Origin of the sequence: Streptococcus anginosus (genome assembly GCF_001697145.1) — a bacterium.
GTDB lineage: Bacteria > Bacillota > Bacilli > Lactobacillales > Streptococcaceae > Streptococcus > Streptococcus hominis.
In genome coordinates this window covers 1243439-1257905 of sequence record NZ_CP012719.1, presented here as the reverse complement: position 1 = coordinate 1257905, position 14467 = coordinate 1243439, and the positions used below count along the sequence as shown (strand labels likewise).

Genomic DNA, 14467 nt, shown 5'->3' with positions numbered 1-14467 from the left:
TTTACCATGAAAGGAGATATAAAAACATGGATTACAAAACAATAAGGGATAGGATTGAAGATATGGTAAATGATAATCACAAGGACTTTGTTAAGGCGGTTATCAGCATGGAAAAAGGAATTAACGATGAAGGTGCTTTGGATAAGCTCTATGACGCTTATATGGACAATGACACCGTTAATTTGCTGCATGAAGAATTCGACTATATGATTGAGGATTTAAGGGAGCAGGGGCAGATAAAAGACCTGCCTTATGTTCAGGAAGAAAAGAATAATCTTATCAATATTGTCGGAAATATTGTTGGAGAGGTCGATGTAGTAGAAAGGGAAAACAAGAATGGAGAAGTCTTTAAGGTGGCGAATTTCTCCGTAGTATCCAAAGATGATGAAGGAAACAAGGTATATCATAATTGCTCAGCTTATGGAGAAAAAAGTGATATTCCAAAGGACTTTAAGCAGGGAGATTTTGTTAAGCTCTTTGGACAAAACAGAACATCCGTTGATGATAACGGCAAGGAGCATAGCAATATCAGGATACTTTCTTCAAAACTGTTAAAGGCAAAGGAACAGATGAAAGGACAGGAAGAAAAGAAAGAATCTGTACTTGGAACTATTAAGAAATATCAGGCTGAAGATAAGGAAAAGCCGAAAGAAAAGAAAGAGGCAAGCAAAGAAGCTGAGAGATAAAATTGCGGTCGGTGTGGTCTTAGGACTGCACCGGCTCTTTTGTTTTGATAACAATAATTGAAAAATAATAACAAAAAATATAATTTTGATAACAGAAATATTGAAAAATGATACGGATTGATGTATAATGAAGAAAATAGGAGGTGCATGGAATGTATACTGAAATTTCCAAAATAATTGAAGGTGCGTTATCCGGAGACAAGGAAAAGGTCTTTAATTATTCTAAGATATTGGCTAAAAATTTAGAAAATGATGGTGATTTAGCATTATCACGAAAAATAAAAAATTTATTATCAAAAAAAAGAGGAGGAATATTGTCCTTAGATTCATTATCATCTAAGCCTGTTGATGGTGAAAGCAGAATGGACATGGTAGATATTTGCTATCCGATTATTGAGAGAGACAAATTAATTTTGAATAATGAAATTGATAACAAAATCAGGGAGTTTATAAAAGGTTATGAAAACAGAGATAAATTATTAAAAGCTGGAATAGATGAACCTTGTACATTGCTTCTCTATGGTCCACCGGGATGTGGTAAAACCTCAATGGCACAATATATATCTATGGAGACTGAACTTCCATTAGTAACTGCAAGGCTGGATGGAATGATTTCATCTTTGTTGGGAAGTACAGCAAAAAATATTAGGAAAATATTTGATTTTGCTTCAAGGCAAGAATGTATCTTATTTTTAGATGAATTTGATGTAATAGCTAAAATAAGAGATGATAAAAATGAGACGGGTGAATTAAAAAGAGTTGTAAATAGCCTTATTCAAAATATAGATGTTTTTAGCAAAGATAGTATTATAATTGCAGCTACAAATCATCATGAGTTACTTGATCCAGCTATTTGGCGTAGATTTAATAGAGTTTTGAGCGTTAGTAGACCAACAGAACATGAAATTAATAGTTTGATACATATATGTATTGATAATTCGAAATTTAAATTTGATATTTCAGATAAGAAAATTGAGAATTTGGCAATTTCATTAATAGGATTAAGTCATTCTGATATTAACACTATAATGAACAATTCTATGAGAAGTTCCGTAATAAATGAAAAAAATGAGATTACTACATTTGATATTTTAAGAGAGGCGTTTTTGTTTAAAAATCATTCAATAACAAATGACGACGAGTTCCTTGAATTTTTAATTCAAGGAGGCATGACTCATAGAGAGTTACAAAGTTGTGGATTTCCACTGAGAAGAATACAGATGATTTCTAAAAAAGTAAGGGGTGAATAAGAATGAAAGAGAAATTGCCGATTAAATTTTTTGCTAAACGAGAAGAGGACAAACAAAGAGTGGAAGGTATGAGTAAAAAAGAACTTCCTAAGTTCGTTCTAAGTGGCAACGAGTTGAATGAAAAATCTTTTGAATTGACTCGAATGATTTCTGATGCTTTAGAAGAAGATTGGGAAGACAGAAATATACCAGTTATAATAGAAGCAAAATTAAATAAAGATGCACATGCTAAAAGCCATAGAAAGAAAATCGAGAATATATTTTTTACTAATAAGAATAATGTTATTGGAGTTTCAGATGAAAATACTTTAATTGTTCGTGTGGATTCTCAAAAAGATGGAGCTAAAATTGAAGAAAAAATAACCGATGTTAAAAATAATGCATATGGTATTTCGGGTATTGATAATATCATTAAATATAAGCCCACTGTATATAAAACTGAAGGCGTCTCTAACTATAAGGTGAAACTTTTTAACTTCAATGAGTTTTCTACTAACACGAGTCATAAAGCAAAATTTGAGATGCTTTTGAGAAATGAACATGTAGAATTCGTAAAAACAAATTATACGAAATCACTAATAATATATAAACTATGCAATATCTCAAATTTGCAAGTGGATAAACTCGTAAATAGCACATTGTTTGACTTAGCAGAAGAATTTGTTCCTATGCCATATGTATCAATTAATTTAGATGTTTTGAATAAAAAAGATGAAATAAAAATAAAAGAATATGATGTTGATAAAAGAAGTGAGATTGTCGGTGTGTTAGATAATGGAATATGTGGGATAGCCCCGTTAAAGTCATGGATTTATGGAAATAGAAATTCCCCATATCCAAATGAATTAATATCGGAAAGTCATGGAACATTTGTTGCGGGTGTTATTACATATGGGGATGAGCTTCAAGGAGAAGAAGTTGTCGGGGCTAAAAATATAAGAGTCTTTGACGCTGCGATTTTTCCAGATACTCAAAAGGAAAGTATAGAAGAAGATGAATTAATAGAAAATATTAGAGAGGTTATAAAAAATAACCATAAAGAAATAAAAATATGGAATTTATCAATAAGTATTGTTCGAGAAATATCTGAACAAAAATTTAGCGATTTTGCTATTGCATTGGATGATATTCAAGACGAATATAATGTCCTAATATGTAAATCAGCTGGAAATTGTACTAATTTTGCTAGAGGAGGTGCTGTTGGTAAATTACACGAAGGAGCTGATTCTATTAGATCATTGGTGGTTGGATCTATTGCAGATAAAAAGGAGTATGGTTGGATATCTGAGCCATATAACTTATCGCCATTTTCGAGAAGAGGACCAGGACCGGCATATATAATAAAGCCTGATATTGTTCATTTAGGCGGTAATGCTGGAGTTAATTCACGCGGAGAGATTATTCAAGGGGGAGTAAAATCATTTTCTAAAAATGGAGAGATCGCAGAACAAGCAGGTACTAGCTTTTCTACCCCTAGAGTAGCTGCTTTAGCTGCGGGTTTATTAAATGAAATGGATGAAGAATTTGACCCTTTGTTATTGAAAAGCTTAATAATTCATTCAGCTAATTATCCTAATAATACTGAAATACCAGAATTTGAAAGAACTAAATATCTTGGTTTTGGATTACCTGATACCGTCCATAACATATTATATAATACTCCAAATGAAACAACTTTAATACTGCGTGATGTTCTGCCGAAAGGAAGATTTATAGATATTAAAGATTTTCCTATGCCAGAATGCTTGGTAAAGGACGGGTTCTTTAATTTTCAGGCTATTGTAACGCTTGTGTATGATCCTATTTTAGATCCAACTCAAGGGTTCGAATATTGTCAATCGAATATAGATGTGAAGTTTGGTTCTTATGATGAAAAGGTGCCTAGGGATACAAGCAAAAATTGTATATTAAATCCGATTGGAAGGAGTGGGGCTCAAAATATATTGGTAGGTTCATTATATAGCAAGGTCAAAATGAGAGAATCATCGAAAGAGTTTGCGTTAAAAGAAAGAATGTTAATTCAGTATGGAGACAAATACTATCCAGTAAAAAAATATGCAGTGGATACATCTGAGTTGACAGATGGGAACAAATTGAAATATACAACTGCCGATAAAAAATGGTATTTAACAATAGATAACACTTATAGAAGTAGTATTGAAGATAGGGCAGCTATCGAAAATAGGGAATTAAGTCAAGAATTTTGTTTAATCATCACAATTAAAGATCCAACTAATACTTGTAATGTTTATAATGGTATTACACAAAAACTTGATGAATATAATTTTTGGCACAATAATATCAAAATATCAGAAAATATCAATATTAATTTATAAAAAAGTGAGGTAAGAAATTAATTATCTCTCCATCTCCTTACCCATGTAAATTCCGTAGTTTTTTCGTATTTGATAAAGCTCGTCCATAGTAGATTTTGTAGAAGAATACTCTTGCATAAGGGTATTCTTTTTTTCTTGCAATTTATCAAGTTTATCTAAAATATCCTTTGAATCAGGCAGCTTTGAATAGGATTTTTTAAGTTTTGCAAGATCTGTTTCGTAGTGTGTGATTTCAGCCTTATGCTCCTCAAAAAATGCCTTATCAGAAGGATTTGCTTTATATTCCTTGTAGTAGGCTCTATATTTTTTAACAGTATGAACTTGTTCCATTGTATTAGAAAGTAGCTGCATATCCTTGTCAATTTCTTTGATTTTATCTTGTAAGTTCTGTCTTTCTTCAGCACTTTTCTTGATGTATTCATCAAGCTGCTTAACGGAGTTAATGCCATGTTCTCTGATGAAAACAACTGACTCAGCCATTGTATTTAAGTTATGTTTTGTTGCCCAATATTCATAGCCTTTGCTCTTTTTCACTTTGGCATTGGTATTCACATTGATGACATTTCCGATTCGTTTTTTGACAGCAGGATCCTTAATAGCACTCCTTTCTGTAATACGCTCTTTTAATCTTTCTTCGGTATAATCTTCACCAATTGTTTTAGCTCTTGTAAATCTCTGCTTATCTTTTGGCTTAAAAGCTATATGTTTTCCATGCTTTATTTCATAACCAAGTTCCGCCATTTTCTTTAGAAATTCTTCCCAATCTTTAGACTGTTTTATCAAACAATCAATGTCAAATTGAAGTCTGCTTTTCCAAGAAGTACCTTTCTTAGATTGTTCATTTTCATACCATGACTTACCATTTGTTTTGTACTTTCTCTTATAGCTCTCGTAGAATTCATCAATCACAGAAAGGTTATTATCCTTGCATAGCTTATCGCTTTGATACCTGAGTTGATGATAGCTTTTCTTGTTGGACTGATAGCACTTTCCACTAACCATATTTACATTATTGAAGATGATATGATTGTGGATATGCCCTTTATCTATGTGGGTAGATAAGACATATTCGTATTCATCCTTTAATATCTTTTTACATAGTTCAAGACCGATCTGATGTGCCATTTCAGGACTTGTTTCTCCCGGCAAAAAGGATTGAATTAGGTGTCTGGCAAGGACAGTTCCGTTTGTTCCGGCATCATTTCGGGTTCTTAAAAACTGGGTATGAGCAGTTTCCTGATGGCATTTATGAGTTGTTACTAAGATTTGCTCATCTGTTTTTTCTCCATTAACAATATACGAAATGGCAAGATTAAGGGTTGATTTTATAGGATGTATTTTTGTGATAGCCATAAAATTTAATCACCTCCGGAAGTTCTGTTAAGAAGTAGAGAATGTATCTGCCACAGTTCTTTTGAGAAATATTCAATCTGCTTTTTCATATCGTTTATATCGTCTTTATAGATTATGCCGGTGGAATTTACACGCTTTGCAATCTGATTGATGTTGCTTGTAGCATTGGAAAGTAGTCCCTGTAAATCTCTAAACGGTTCTAAATCCACTTGATATATTTCCTTTTCTAAAACGCACTTGCGGATGAAATGGCTCATATTTTTACTTTTGGCAAGTTTTCTTTTCTCTTCAAAAATAGCCTTTTCTTCTTCTGTCAATTTAATTTCAAGTCGTTCATTTCGCATTCTATTTGCCATAGGTAAATCCTCCTTTGAATGTATTTCGGGGTCTTAGGGTACACCCTAACAAGTTAAAAATTGATAAAAAAAGAAGCAGATCCCAGAGGGCTGCTTCATCAATTTTTTCGTAAGTGTCCGTACACTTACTGTGCTTGCTACAAAAGAATGAATTAGATAGCAAGCGTTAAGCAAGTTATTTATTTGTAATTTAAATTTAGTTAAGCATACTTCTATATTTGCTTGGTGTAATACCATAAGTTGATTTGAAAATTTTAGCAAAATGTCCCGTATGTGAGTAGCCAACTTTTTCGGATATTTCAGATATGCTATGTTCCGAATTTTTCAGAAGCAATAATGCCTTATTTAATCTCAATTCTTTTAAATATTCATACGGAGGTACACCATAGTACTTGCGGAAAGCTAATTGAAATCGTGCAGGACTCATTAAAGCGATTTTAGAAAGTTCAATACCGTCAATATGGACGGACAAGTCTTTTTTCATTGTCGATACTACCTTTTTAAGATTTTGCTTGTCTTTTTTAGTTAGAACAACAGAAATATTTTTTTCTTTTTTTCCCAAGTTCGAAATGATGATGGACAGTAATTCCATAACTTTACTTTCTAAGTACAGAGGAAGAACTTTTCCTTCGGCTTGAGATTCTCTTATTTGTTGAAATATAAAATTCAGCTGAGGAGAATTTTGAGTTTTAAGTAAATAGGAGTTAAGAATTTTTGCCTTTTCATATTCAAAATCATCATATTTTAATTTAAGAAAGGTATCAAAATATTCTTTAGTGAGAATGATTTTTGTAAATTTAACAGGCTTATTTGCTTCACAGTGAGTATAAGTTTTTTTTTCAGTATTTAAATAGCAGTATATCCCTTTCTCCACATTGTTTAATTTTCTGCCTCCAATTTTAAAGGAACTGCTTTCTGTTTCAAATTGGCTAATTTCTAAATATTTTTCGGATACTTCGGTTACTTTTTCTATTGTTTCATTTGGAGTAAAATCGGCAATTAAAATCAGAATCATACTACTGTCAAACTTCAGTATTCGAAAAGTTCCTTTACCATGATGTGAGTCCATTTGAAACATTTGATTGTTTTCACTCGATAATGTTGGAATAGGGATAAAAGGGGCGTTATCAACTAAATGTGTTAAATAATCAATAACTGTTTTTTCCATTAGAGAACACCTCCTAAATATCATAATTTTATTTAATTATATCACAAAATTATAAAATATCAAACAGGAAAACCTAATAACATATTGAAAATAAAGGGAAAAATGATGATATCAAAATTCAAACCTAAATTTTAAATTATAAAAAAATAGCTTTATAATAAAATCGGTTAGTTAGATTAGGCTAACGATAAAGAAAGGAGATGCAATAGCTGATGGAAAAAAAGAAAACAGGAATATCATATGTATTCCAATTAACGAAAGATGAGAGACGAAAACTACATTTAGGCATGTTTTTATCTGTTATTTCAGCAGCTTTATCATTAGTACCATATTTTATTGTGTATAAAATATTGCTAATGATATTTCAGAACAACATTTCGTATAAAGAAATTTTAATTTGGGCAGGTATAGGAATAGTGAGTGCAATTTTGCAAGCGATACTAATGTCTTCTGCGGGCATTTTATCCCATACCGCAGCATTTAATACGATACACAAGATTAAGTTAAAAGTCGTAAATCATATTTCAAAATTTAATTTGGGCTTTTTCCAAGAACATGCTCCCGGAGAAATCAAAACATTATTATTTGATGATGTAGATAGGGTTGAAAACTTTTTAGCTCATAGCACTTTAGAGTTAGCACAGGTTGCAGTAGTTCCGGTTATCATGTTTATTTTTATGTTGAAATTAAATTGGATGATGGCACTTGTTATGTTAATCCCTATGGTTTTGGGATTGGGGATTCCGATGATGTTGATGAAAAATTATCCTGATATGTCAATGGAACTATCAAAAGATATTGCCGACTTAAATGCCTCAGCAAATGAATTTATAAAAGCGATGCCAGTGATTAAAATGTATCATTTAACCGCAGAAAAATTTGAGCAATATAAAAATTCGTTGAATGCTTATATTTCTTGTTGGAAAAAGATGTGCATGAGTTCTTGTTATCCTCTATCTATAACTTTAGTAGTGTTAGATTCAGCAATTTTATTTACACTGCCATTTGGAGGATATTTCTTCTTAAAAAATTCGTTATCAGCAACTTCATATCTGTCATTTGTAATGCTTACGATGTGTTTTTATGTTTCATTCTTAAATATGGTAACAATTTTTATGCAGTCTATGGAGCTTGGAAGTGGGTTGGATAACATAAAAAAAATAATGGATATGGATGAATTGAAAGATGGAACAAAAGTAATAAATAGAAATGTTCCTCTTGAGATAGATTTTGAAGATGTTACTTTCAGTTATGGTGATGAAGAAACAAAAAATAGGGCATTAGCACATATTAACTTGTCATTAAAGCCGAATACTATAAATGCTTTTGTCGGTTCTTCTGGAGCGGGTAAAACAACAGCAGCACAGTTGATTGGCAGGTATTGGGATGTAACAAGTGGTGTGATTAAAATCAATGATACGCCTATCAATGAATTGAAAATAGAAAATTTGATGGATATTACATCTTTTGTTTTTCAAGATGTATTTCTTTTAGAAGATACTCTTTATGAAAATATTCGTATGGGTGCAAATGCAGATGAAAATAAGATTATTGAAGCCGCAAAAGCAGCGCAAATTCATGAATTTATTATGAGTTTACCAAATGGCTATCAGACAAGAATCGGAGATCAAGGTGTGAAATTGTCAGGCGGTCAGCAACAAAGAATATCAATTGCCAGAGCGATACTTAAAGATTCGCCAATTATTATTTTCGATGAAGCTACTTCATATTCAGACATAGAAAACGAGTATCATATCCAGTTGGCACTACAGAATTTATTGAAAAATAAAACGATTATTATGATTGCACATCGTTTGCATACCATTAAAAATGCAGATCAAATTGTGGTATTTAATGATGGGAAAATCGCAGAGATAGGAACTCATAAAACTCTTTTAGAAAGAAAGGGTGTTTATGAAAGTATGTGGAACACATATACAAAGGATTATTTTGGAAAGGAGGCTGGTGCAGATGCTTAAAATCATTCGTACACTTCTAAAGGATAAAAAGAAAAAGTTATATTTACCGATTTTTCTTATGGTCATTGATTCGATAGGAAGTATTGTTTTGTATCTAATGCTTTATTTTACTGTTGTAAATATACTGCAAAATACATTAACTAAAAGTTTAATCATAGAATACACTGCAATATGTTTTATAAGCATGATTGTAAGAATACTTATTTATAGACACGCATACTATTTGAGCTTTTCAAGAGGAGCTGAAATGTGTGGGGATATGCGTTTGGACTTAGCAAATCATTATAGAAGTTTAAGCCTTGGTCATTTTCAAAAAAATAGTAGTGGTTATTTATTATCTACACTTACAAAAGATTTAAGTAGTTTTGAGTTGATTATAACGCACACTTTGCCATCGGTTATTAAAACGGCAGTTACGGCGTTAATGATTTTATTAGGCACATTTTTTATCAATCCCAAACTTGCGTTATTAGAGTGTGCGGTATTACTGATTGCATATCCTATGTTGGTGTGGGGCAATAAGCTGATAGAAAAATATGGAGCAAGAAAAAGAGCCTTAAATTCCAAGATGATTTCTATTATTTTAGAGTACATCCAAGGAATGAAGGCATTTAAGTCAGCTAATATGACAAGTAGCCATTTTGAAAGAATGATGGATACTCTCGAAAATGTTAGACAGACAAGTGTAAAGGCAGAAAAGAAAATGGCTTTGCCTACAAGCATGTATTTTATTATAGTAAATTTTTTGCTCCCTATTGTTCTAATGATTGGAGGATATTTACTCATAGGTGGTCAAGTAGAATCTAAACAATTTGTTGCATTTATGCTGATGAGTTTAGCATTATCTGCACTTTTAATTGCGTTTGAACATTCGTATGGATTGTTAAAGGATTTGAAATTGGCTGCGAACAATCTTGAAAAAGCTTATGATACAAAACCATTGCCTTATGATGAAAATGAAGTTGAATTAAAAAAATTTGATGTTCAATTTAAGAATGTAAATTTCTCTTATGACGGAAATAAAACGATTTTGAATAATATTTCTTTTGAAGCAAAAGAAGGAACTTCAACGGCGTTAATTGGTCCTTCCGGTGGAGGAAAAACTACAATTGTCAATCTTATTGCGAGATTTTGGGATGTTAATAGTGGAGAAATCTTAATAGGCGGTAAAAACATAAAATCTATAAAACCTGATCTTCTTCTTAAATATGTTAGTCAAGTTTTTCAAGATAATGTACTGCTTACTGATAGTGTCTATAACAATATTAAGGTTGGAAACCCTAATGCAACAAAAGAAGAAGTTTATAAAGCAGCAAAATTAGCTCGTTGCCACGAATTTATTTTGAAGATGAAAGATGGATATGAAACAGAAATCAAAGATGGCGGAAGTACATTGTCGGGCGGTGAACGACAAAGAATTGCTATTGCAAGGGCTATTTTAAAAGATGCACCAATTCTTTTGTTAGATGAATCTACTGCTTCTCTTGATCCTGATAACGAAGCAAAAATAAATAATGCTTTAGAAAATCTAATGAAAGAAAAGACAGTTTTTGTTATTGCTCATAGGCTAAATACCATTAAAAATGCCAGCCAAATCATTCTTATAAATGATGGAAAGATTGAAGAGAAAGGTAACCATAATGAACTTTATGCGAAAAAAGGTCATTATTACGAAATGGTTAATACTCAGGAAAGAGCAAAAAAGTGGATGGTAAAGGAGAATGGTTATGGAGAAGCTTAGTGGTTTGAAAGAAAATGTTAAAGGAAAAGTTATTGAAATTAAAGGGGATGCTCATTTTCAAAGTAGGATTATATCCATTGGAGTAACAGTGGGAAGTGATATTGAAGTAATTCAAAATCATAAAAAGCAGCCTATTCTCATTTATTGTAGAGATACACTGATTGCTGTCAATAAGTCAGAGGCAGATAAGATAATGATGGAGGTACTTTAGACATGAAAAAAGTAACAATTGCTCTGCTTGGGCAGCCTAATTCAGGCAAATCAACTTTGTTCAACGGATTAACAGGTGCAAATCAACATGTTGGTAATTGGCCGGGAAAGACCGTTGAGAAAAAAGAAGGTGAATTTTCATATAAAGGGATTGATTACAAAATTGTAGACCTTCCCGGTGCATATGGATTGTCAGCAAATTCTGAGGAAGAAGTAATAACGAGAGAATATATAGCAAGTGGGGAAGCAGATTTAATTGCTGTCATAGTTGATGCCTCGCAGTTAAATCGTAGCCTTTTTATGCTATCTGATTACATCGGAATAAATATTCCGGTCGTATTGATTATGAACATGATGGATGTTGCTAAAAGTCAAGGAAAAACTATTGATGTGAAAGGATTTCAAAAATCATTAGGCATACCAGTAGTTTCTATTGTTGCAGCAGATAAAAAAGAATATAGCAATTTATACGACTTTTTGGAACATACAGACCGAGTTAAGATTTTGAATGATGAGAGTTTGGATAAAAAGTATGAGAGTGCTATTGGAGAAAAATACCAAGCACTAAAAGAATACATTTCCAATGATGGAATAGGGGTGTTCTCAAAATCGTGGATTGCTCAAAAATTAGTTGAGAAGGATACAAAAGTTATTGAATTAGTAAAAGGTAATGTGAAGGCAGCAAAATTTCAAAAAATAGATACGATATTAAAAGATTTAAATAATGGAAATCTATTGACGGGTAATTGCAAATTTGAATGGATAGATAAACTTATTAGTGCCAATGTTATTCAGGAAAAAAGATTGTTTAAGAGAAGCAAATTTGATTGCGTAGCTACAAGCAAGGTTTGGGGAAAACCGATGGCTATTGGAATTATTATTTTGGGATTGATTGGCTCCATGCTTATTGGGGGGCCTCTAATGGGCTTATTTGGATTTGTGATACCTAAAATATCTGCATTATTAGCAAAAGGTCTTTTGGCTGTAGGTGTATCAAATTGGTTAATATCTCTATTATGTGGAGCGGTAATGACTGCGATTACTTTCGCATTGCAGATGGCAAGTTATGTATTAGGAATTAGCTTAGTGTTTGGTTTTTTAGAAGATGTAGGATATATGGCGAGAGTTTCCTATGTTTTTGATAATACAATGTCGAAACTTGGGTTGCAGGGTAAAGCAATAATGCCATTCTTGTTGAGTTTTGGATGCAATATTGGTGGAATTACAGGAACAAGGATTATTGATTCATGGGGACAGAGAGTTATGACCATTGCATTGTCGTGGGTAATTCCTTGTGGTTCGACATGGGGAGTTATAGGTCTTGTTACGGGAACATTTTTTGGGAAGCAAGCTATATTCGTGATTTTGAGCTTATTTGCAGTAGCGTTTTTACACTTGTTAATCACATATAGGATTTTCAGAAAATCACTCTATGAAGGGAATGAAAATTTTGGAATGATTATGGAATTGCCGCCGTATCATAAACCACATTGGAAAAATTTATTTTCTTCTGTATTTAACAAGATGGGAAATGTCCTAAAAAGAGCCTTGAGTATCATCATAATTATCTCTATCGTATTTTGGATCCTTGCTTATACTCCTGATGGGAATATAGCTAACAGTATCATATACAAAATAGGAACATTCATAGAACCTGTAACAAAGTTATTTGGTTTGCCATGGCAATTATTTATGGCATTCGTTGCTTCCGCAATGGGAAAAGAATCTGCATTGGGAGTAATGGCATCCTTATTCACTTCTTCAGGTATATGGCATGCAGTTGAAGTAAAAGGGACAATAGATACTGCAATCTTAAGTAATAACATGTTATCAGTAATTTCAAAACCGGAAGCATTAGCATTTTCATTTGCATTTTTCTTCAACATGCCTTGTTTGATGGCACTTGCGGCTACTGCACAAGAAACTCATTCAAAAAAATGGACAATAAAAATTGCTTTGTACTATATAGTATCTGCACTAATTATATCTTCTGTTGCGTATCATATAGGAATGCTTATTTATTAGGGAGTGATAATTTATGCTTATACAACTATTAGAGTTATTAAAAAATAAAAGAACCTATACCTTACAGGAACTTGCTGAACTTACAGGAGAAGATTTGGATGGCATAAAAATGAAAATCGAATATCTCGAAAATAATGGATATTTGATAAAAGTTAAAAAATCTGAAACAGAAAAATGCACAGGTAATTGTTTAGGGTGTTCACATTGTGTTGTTAATCACGATGATATTTGGATTGTGAAGGAATGAATTGAATGGAGGGGAAATATGAAATCATATATATGCTCATTTGTGAAAATGAATATCCCTTTTTCTCGTTGAATTTGTAGCAATATGTTGTTCTATATACTCTCCAATACAATTAAAAATATTTAACAGGAAGTTAAACTTCTTCCGTTTTCGAGGACTTCTTATGCCTATGTGCAGGAGTCCTCCTTTTTTGTCTTAAAACGCAGACAAAAAAGAAATGGAGGAAACATATATGCCAAAAGAATATTACCTTTATGTCAACGGACAAAAGGTCAAAGTCAGTGAGCAGATATACAAAGTCTACTGGCGGGAAAGAGAACACGAGAAGTATTTAGAGCAGGTGGACAAGAAAAACCACTTGTTCTTTTTTTCATCATTGGATCATGACGGACATTTTGTTGATAGCATTATTGATGAAAGTGTTGATGTAGAAAAGATTGTTGAAACACAAATGATGATTGAAGCACTCAGAAATGCTATATCAAGGCTCAATGCAGAAGAAAGAGATATTGTTGAACGCTTATATTTCAATGATGAAACGGTTCGTTCAGTGGCAAAGCTCAAAAGTATTACTCATCCGGCTTTAATCAAAAGAAGAAACAAAATTCTTGAAAAGCTAAAAAAATTCATCGAAGAACTTTAGAACTTCGGTAACCAAAGGGGTCAAATTTTCCTTATGTAAAGTGAAGGGGAGTTTGACTTCCTTTACTTTCTTGAATAAGAGATAGCCTGCTTATGGCAAATAGGAAAATGTAAAGAAAATTATCCCTTTCAAATATTGCTCTTTGACAACTGAATAGACCAAGGTAGGACTTTATCTACTTGTGGAGAATTATGACTTACGCCATGACCTTTCTGCTGAAAGCAATTTTGGTTTTATGAATACTGGGTTAGCCAAGGATACAAGAAAGTGAGCGATAAATAAGAATACATAAAAAACAGAGGTGGCAATCTGTTCGATGATACAAGTAGTGATAATGATACTTCAATAGTTTAAGCTGCCTCGTCTGGAAGAAGGGGCGGAGGTGAGATTCCTATGTAGCAGCCAATGCACCTACCAATGTCATAAAACTTAAAAATGAATTTTAACGAGGAGGGTTTAGAATGAATAACGAA

General features: G+C 32.4%; 12 protein-coding genes. 9 read left to right on the top strand and 3 right to left on the bottom strand.

The annotated features are described in order from the left end of the window. The first annotated feature begins 26 nt into the window (after positions 1–26). The 3 genes from SanJ4206_RS06075 to SanJ4206_RS06065 all read left to right on the top strand — a co-directional run bounded on the left by SanJ4206_RS06075 (position 27) and on the right by SanJ4206_RS06065 (position 4272). On the top strand, positions 27–686 hold the full coding sequence (locus SanJ4206_RS06075; RefSeq protein WP_003029077.1) for a hypothetical protein: 660 nt from the start codon (positions 27–29) through the stop codon (positions 684–686). Positions 687–838: 152 nt separating this feature from the next. Beyond that, positions 839–1936 (top strand): AAA family ATPase, encoded by a 1098-nt coding sequence (locus tag SanJ4206_RS06070; RefSeq protein ID WP_003029078.1) that lies wholly within the window; start codon positions 839–841, stop codon positions 1934–1936. A 2-nt stretch (positions 1937–1938) separates the two neighbouring features. Then, on the top strand, positions 1939–4272 hold the full coding sequence (locus SanJ4206_RS06065) for a S8 family peptidase (RefSeq protein WP_003029079.1): 2334 nt from the start codon (positions 1939–1941) through the stop codon (positions 4270–4272). Between the two features lie 21 nt (positions 4273–4293). Here the strand turns inward: SanJ4206_RS06065 and SanJ4206_RS06060 are convergent, their stop codons facing one another. The 3 genes from SanJ4206_RS06060 to SanJ4206_RS06050 all read right to left on the bottom strand — a co-directional run bounded on the left by SanJ4206_RS06060 (position 4294) and on the right by SanJ4206_RS06050 (position 7149). Next, positions 4294–5625: a relaxase/mobilization nuclease domain-containing protein gene (locus tag SanJ4206_RS06060; protein WP_003029080.1), complete on the bottom strand. Its 1332-nt coding sequence runs from the start codon at positions 5623–5625 to the stop codon at positions 4294–4296. A gap of 5 nt (positions 5626–5630) precedes the next feature. Further along, on the bottom strand, positions 5631–5981 hold the full coding sequence (locus SanJ4206_RS06055; RefSeq protein WP_003029081.1) for a plasmid mobilization protein: 351 nt from the start codon (positions 5979–5981) through the stop codon (positions 5631–5633). A 196-nt stretch (positions 5982–6177) separates the two neighbouring features. Next, complete coding sequence (locus SanJ4206_RS06050; protein WP_003029083.1) at positions 6178–7149, bottom strand: helix-turn-helix transcriptional regulator; 972 nt, start codon at positions 7147–7149, stop codon at positions 6178–6180. Between the two features lie 212 nt (positions 7150–7361). On the opposite strand from SanJ4206_RS06050, the gene SanJ4206_RS06045 reads away from it, so the two are divergent. From SanJ4206_RS06045 to SanJ4206_RS06020, 6 genes are all read left to right on the top strand, one after another. Continuing rightward, positions 7362–9128 (top strand): ABC transporter ATP-binding protein, encoded by a 1767-nt coding sequence (locus SanJ4206_RS06045; RefSeq protein ID WP_003029084.1) that lies wholly within the window; start codon positions 7362–7364, stop codon positions 9126–9128. Then, complete coding sequence (locus SanJ4206_RS06040; RefSeq protein ID WP_003029086.1) at positions 9121–10869, top strand: ABC transporter ATP-binding protein; 1749 nt, start codon at positions 9121–9123, stop codon at positions 10867–10869. The genes SanJ4206_RS06045 and SanJ4206_RS06040 overlap by 8 nt, the downstream gene beginning before the upstream one ends. Then, positions 10856–11080 carry a FeoA family protein gene (locus SanJ4206_RS06035; RefSeq protein WP_022525015.1) on the top strand — a complete coding sequence of 75 codons (225 nt, stop codon included), beginning with the start codon at positions 10856–10858 and terminating at the stop codon, positions 11078–11080. The genes SanJ4206_RS06040 and SanJ4206_RS06035 overlap by 14 nt, the downstream gene beginning before the upstream one ends. A 2-nt stretch (positions 11081–11082) precedes the next feature. Next, entirely contained in the window at positions 11083–13104 is a 2022-nt protein-coding gene (feoB, locus tag SanJ4206_RS06030) for a ferrous iron transport protein B (RefSeq protein WP_003029090.1), read from the top strand. A gap of 13 nt (positions 13105–13117) precedes the next feature. Further along, complete coding sequence (locus tag SanJ4206_RS06025) at positions 13118–13351, top strand: hypothetical protein (RefSeq protein WP_003029091.1); 234 nt, start codon at positions 13118–13120, stop codon at positions 13349–13351. Positions 13352–13583: 232 nt separating this feature from the next. Then, a complete protein-coding gene (locus tag SanJ4206_RS06020) occupies positions 13584–13994 on the top strand; it encodes a sigma-70 RNA polymerase sigma factor region 4 domain-containing protein (protein WP_022525014.1) in 411 nt (136 codons plus the stop codon). Positions 13995–14467 lie beyond the last annotated feature (473 nt).